Annotated in this window: 7 protein-coding genes; 1 reads left to right on the forward strand and 6 read right to left on the reverse strand. The window is 40.2% G+C overall.

Annotated elements, in window-relative coordinates:
- The 4 genes from FJ218_10835 to FJ218_10850 all read right to left on the reverse strand — a co-directional run.
- Positions 1-240: tRNA-guanine transglycosylase (locus FJ218_10835; protein ID MBM4167396.1), on the reverse strand; the 240-nt coding region annotated here is incomplete at its 3' end.
- Between the two features lie 75 nt (positions 241-315).
- Positions 316-897, reverse strand: a complete 582-nt coding sequence (locus FJ218_10840; GenBank protein MBM4167397.1) for a hypothetical protein — start codon at positions 895-897, stop codon at positions 316-318.
- The gene (locus FJ218_10845; GenBank protein MBM4167398.1) at positions 898-1,872 is read right to left on the reverse strand and encodes an electron transfer flavoprotein subunit alpha/FixB family protein; all 975 of its coding nucleotides are present in this window, start codon (positions 1,870-1,872) and stop codon (positions 898-900) included.
- An 86-nt stretch (positions 1,873-1,958) separates the two neighbouring features.
- Entirely contained in the window at positions 1,959-2,705 is a 747-nt protein-coding gene (locus FJ218_10850) for an electron transfer flavoprotein subunit beta/FixA family protein (protein MBM4167399.1), read from the reverse strand.
- A gap of 164 nt (positions 2,706-2,869) precedes the next feature.
- On the opposite strand from FJ218_10850, the gene ychF reads away from it, so the two are divergent.
- Entirely contained in the window at positions 2,870-3,967 is a 1,098-nt protein-coding gene (gene ychF / locus FJ218_10855) for a redox-regulated ATPase YchF (GenBank protein MBM4167400.1), read from the forward strand.
- A gap of 82 nt (positions 3,968-4,049) precedes the next feature.
- Here the strand turns inward: ychF and FJ218_10860 are convergent, their stop codons facing one another.
- Positions 4,050-4,361, reverse strand: coding sequence for a hypothetical protein (locus FJ218_10860; protein MBM4167401.1), 312 nt, complete (start codon positions 4,359-4,361; stop codon positions 4,050-4,052).
- Between the two features lie 123 nt (positions 4,362-4,484).
- The gene (locus FJ218_10865; GenBank protein ID MBM4167402.1) at positions 4,485-4,772 is read right to left on the reverse strand and encodes a GIY-YIG nuclease family protein; all 288 of its coding nucleotides are present in this window, start codon (positions 4,770-4,772) and stop codon (positions 4,485-4,487) included.
- Positions 4,773-5,022: the final 250 nt, after the last annotated feature.

Raw genomic sequence — 5,022 nt, forward strand, 5'->3', positions numbered from 1 at the left:
CATAAATTTGTGCAACCCGTTTGCTGCGCGAAGAATTTCCAATCCCGGACGCAAATACAGATGATACGTGTTTCCCAAAATTATTTGCGCGCCGATTTCCACCAATTCACGCTGCTCGATTGCTTTCACTGTTCCTTGCGTTCCTACCGGCATAAACGTTGGTGTTTCTATAACGCCGTGTTCCGTTTCAAGAAAACCAAGTCGCGCGTTGTTGTCGGTGGAGGAAAGAGAAAATTTCATTCGATGTGAGATATGGGATGTGCGATTTGAGTGTTGAGTAAAACTTTTCTACACATATCTCACATTTCGAATCATTTACTGGGTCGCCTGCATTCGCTTTATCTCGTCGCGAAGTTTTGCTGCCATTTCATAATCTTCGCGCGTAATGGCATCGTTCAATCGGCTTGTTAAGTTCTCTATACTTTTTAAACCCGTATCGCGTTGAGCTTTTTGCTTTGATTGTGGTGATGCAGTTTGTTTCTGCGTTTCATCTTCGGGAATAAATGATGCTTCGTCCATCACATCTTCATTCACATAAATCGGCGCTCCAAATCGAACAGCAAGCGCAATCGCATCACTTGGACGCGAATCAATCTCTCGGCTGTCAATATTGAGGTGAGCAAAAAATGTTCCGTCGCGTAAATCATTGATAACAACTTCGGAAAGCGATGAGCCTGTGGTTTCCAAAATATTTTTTACCAAATCGTGCGTGAGAGGTCGTGGCGGTTTTATTCCTTCCATTTCGAGCGCGATGGATTGTGCTTCAAATGCGCCAATGATAATCGGCAAACGACGCAAGCCATCTGTTTCACGAAGAATCAATGCGTACGCTCCTCCGCTTGTGGGACTTGTTGTAAGCCCGACAATATCAACTAAAATTCTATCGAGTGTTTTCATTTACAGTCCTGTAACTTTTTTTATTTCTTGTGTAAGTGGCGGAAGAACTGCAAACACATCGCCGACAATACCGTAATCAGCAATTTGAAATATCGGCGCATCTTTATCTTTGTTGATGGCAACAATACATTTTGAACTCGACATTCCTGCGAGATGCTGCACTGCGCCGGAAATTCCACACGCAACATACAGCGACGGCGAAACTGTTTTTCCCGTTTGTCCGACTTGTTCATCGTGCGCTCGCCAACCAGCATCAACCACAGCACGCGATGCTCCAACTGCTCCGCCAAACGCATCCGCAAGTTGTTCGATGAGCGTAAAATGTTCGGGACCTTTCATTCCTCTTCCGCCGGAAACAACAATGTTTGCTTCCGTTAAATCCGGTCTTCCGCTTGCAACAGAAGTCGAAATCGCTTTCACGGAAAAATCTGCATCGGAAAGTTCGAGAGAAATTTTTTCTACCGCTGTTGCATTTCCGTTTTGAGTTAATGCAGAAAAAACATTCGGTCGCAGTGAAAAAACTTTTGTCGCAGTTGTAACTTTTACATCAATCATTGCTTTGCCAGCATAGATGGGACGCGTTGCTACGATATCTCCATTCTCGACTTTCAATGCTGTGCAATCAGCGGCAAGTCCCGCTTCTAATTTTACTGCAACACGCGGCGACAAATCTTTTCCCATTTGACTTGCGGAAAGAAGAACGATGTTTGCTTGCCGCTGTTTTGCTACATCAGCAATTGCTTTTGCGTACGCCGTTGTGGAATACGTTTGCAATCGTGCATCTTCTCCGACGAGAATTTTCACAGCGCCAAATCCATTCAGTTGTGAAGCAAGCGATGCGACGTTATTTCCGACTAATAAAACTTCTACCTCAGCATTGAGTTGCGTTGCTAACATTTTTCCAGCCGATGTAATTTCCAATGCTGATTTCTTTAAGTTTCCTTCGCGTTGTTCTGCGAATACGAGTATTTTCATTCTAAGTTTTTAGTTTGTGGTTTGTGGTCTATAGTTTGTAGTTTTCAGTTCATTAAACTATAAACTGAAAACTACAAACTACAAACTTAAATTATCTTTGCTTCTTCGTGCAACAATCTCACTAATTCATTCACCGCGGCTTCATCCGAGCCGAGAATTTTTCCTGCTCCTTTGTCAGCGGGTTTTCGCATTTCCAAAACTTCAACGCGATTTGCAATTGCTACCGGAACTTTCTCTTCAATCGGTTTGGATTTCGCCGCCATAATTCCTTTCAACGAAGGATAACGAGGTTCGTTTAATCCTTTCTGCGCGGAAATAACACAGGGAAGTTCTGTTTCAACTTTTTCGTGTCCGCCTTCAATTTCTCTTTCACAAATTACTTTACCATCGGCGATTTCCATTTTTACAACAACTGAAACCGATGACATTCCGAGAAGTTCTGCAACAATCCCCGGAACTTGCTCATCGTAATAATCAATGGACATTTTCCCGAATAAAATAATGTCGGGAGAAATTTCTTTGCACACATCGGCTAATGCTTTTCCCACCGCAAACGAATCGCGCACGGAAGCATCTTTCAGCAACACTGCTTTATCCACTCCCATTGCAAGCGATTTGCGAAGCGTTTCTTTATTCGCGTCGCCGCCGAGAGAAATTGCTATAACTTCGCCACCATTTTTTTCTTTCAAACGCAATCCTTCTTCAATACCAAACTCGTCATACGGACTTAACATCCAATTTATGCCGGTCGGGTCGAGCAATTTTCCATCCGCTCCGACTTTTACTTTTGTTTCCGTATCGGGAACGTGATTTACACAGACTACAATTTTCATTTGGTTTTATTTGTAATTCAAAAATTTTGTGGAGAAAATATACTTATTCGTGAAATGAGAGACAAACTGTAGTTTTCAATAACTGATTTTCATACCGTACTTCTTTGTATTTTTGCGCTCGAATTTTTAACGTAATTATTTCATCTCAAATCTTTCTTAATTTTATGGGTTTCAATTGTGGTATTGTCGGATTACCCAACGTCGGCAAATCAACACTTTTCAACGCAATTACTGCAGCGCAAATTCCAGCGGAAAATTATCCATTCTGTACGATAGAACCGAACGTTGGCATTGTTGCAGTTCCAGACAAACGGCTTGTAACGCTCGAACAACTGTATCGCCCGCAAAAACTTGTTCCAACAACAATTGAATTTGTTGACATTGCGGGATTGGTAAAAGGTGCAAGCAAAGGAGAAGGTCTCGGTAATCAATTTTTATCACACATCAGAAACGTTGATGCAATTTGCCACGTTGTTCGCTGTTTCGATGATGAAAATGTTGTTCACGTTGACGGTGAAGTAAATCCGAAGCGCGATATAGAAATTATCGAAGCGGAATTGATTTTCAAGGATATCGAAACGATTGAAAAGAAAATTTCTGAAATAGAAAAACGTAGAAAAAGCGGAGATAAAAAAATGAAAGCGGAAGGTGATTTCTACATCAAAATAAAAGAACATTTGTATTCGGGAAGACTTGCAGAATATTTTTTGCCTGCATCTTCCGAAGAAGAACTTTGGATGCGCGATTTGCATTTGATAACGAATAAACCGGTGATGTATTTTGCTAATGTTGACGAAGGACATTTGGGGGGGGATGCTGGGTATGTTGAACAAGTGCGTGAAATTGCTACGAAAGAACGTGCGCTTGTAGTTGTTGCATGTACAAAAATTGAAGCGGAAGTTGCCTCAATGCCTTACGATGAACGCGAATCGTTTTTGCAAGAACTTGGCATTGCAGAATCGGGACTTGACCAGGTGATTCGCGAAGGATATCAACTGCTCGATTTGATTACGTTTTTTACGTGCGGTCCAAAAGAAGTTCATGCGTGGACGATTAAACGAGGAACATTAGCGCCGCAAGCCGCAGGCACAATTCATTCAGATTTTGAAAAAGGATTTATTCGCGCCGAAGTAATGAAATATACAGACCTTGCATTGCTGAAAAGCGAACAAGCCGTGAAAGAAAAAGGATTGTACTACGTTGAAGGAAGTGAATATGTTGTGGAAGACGGCGATATAATTTTTGTACGATTTAATGTGTGAGAAACAAATTTCTGTTGCGATTTTGTTTCTTGTTGTATGGTCAAAATTGTATTCATTCAATAAAATTATCGAAACTATTTTCTTACACTAACGAGTAATTACATTTCTTACAGATAAACAAACTTGGTTCATTTTTGTTTCCGCATTTAGGACATTGCCAAATCTTGTTATCGCTACTATTACTATTTCCATAAGAATTCGTGGTAACGAAAACATTATCTTTATCAACTTTTGTCGGCGCACCTGCAATCGCAATTAAAGCGAGAACGGAAAAAAGAAAACCAAGCAAAAACCATAACATGCCGTCATATCCTTTTTGCGTTGCAAGCCAGCGACAAAACGTACCAAATATTATTGCTTGTATTATTCCAATGAAAATAAGTATTCCAAACATAAAATTTCTTTTGTTAAAAAGTTCGTGTTAAATATAAGAACTACTTCATTCGTATTCTCTGAAAACCCTGTTCGATACGTCATGCCGAACTCGTTTCGGCATCTTTTGAATTGGAGAAAATTTTCACCACAATCCTTCTGTCAAATCTTTCATATCGGGGTTCATTGACTTAATCAAATTTATTTTCCAATCGCGATGCCAATTTTTCAATTTCTTTTCTCTTTCAATTGCGTAACGAATGTCAGAATGTTCTTCAAAATATACGAGGTCTTTGAGTTGATATTTTTTCGTAAATGCTGAACCAGTTCCGCTTTTATGTTCTGCAACTCTTTTCCTGATGTCACTCGTAACACCGATATAAAACGTAGTTCGATGAAAGTTGCTCATTATATAAACGTAGCTTCGTTGCATTTGTTTTTGAAACTATTATTAGACCGCGTCATGCTGACTTGTTTCAGCATCTATGCAAACTCTAAAAAGATGCCGAAATAAATTCGGCATGACGTAATCCGAAAGTTTGTTCAAAACTTCTCAGCACTTCGGATTCCAAAACTCAACTTCGTTAGAAAATTCTTTTTCGTGCAGCAATTTTTCTTGCAGTTGTGATTTCAACTTTTCAATCGAAAGAACAATTATTTCATTCGTTGCGGGAAGAGAAAAC

It is taken from the genome of Ignavibacteria bacterium (assembly GCA_016873775.1).
Lineage (GTDB): Bacteria > Bacteroidota > Ignavibacteria > UBA10030 > F1-140-MAGs086 > JAGXRH01.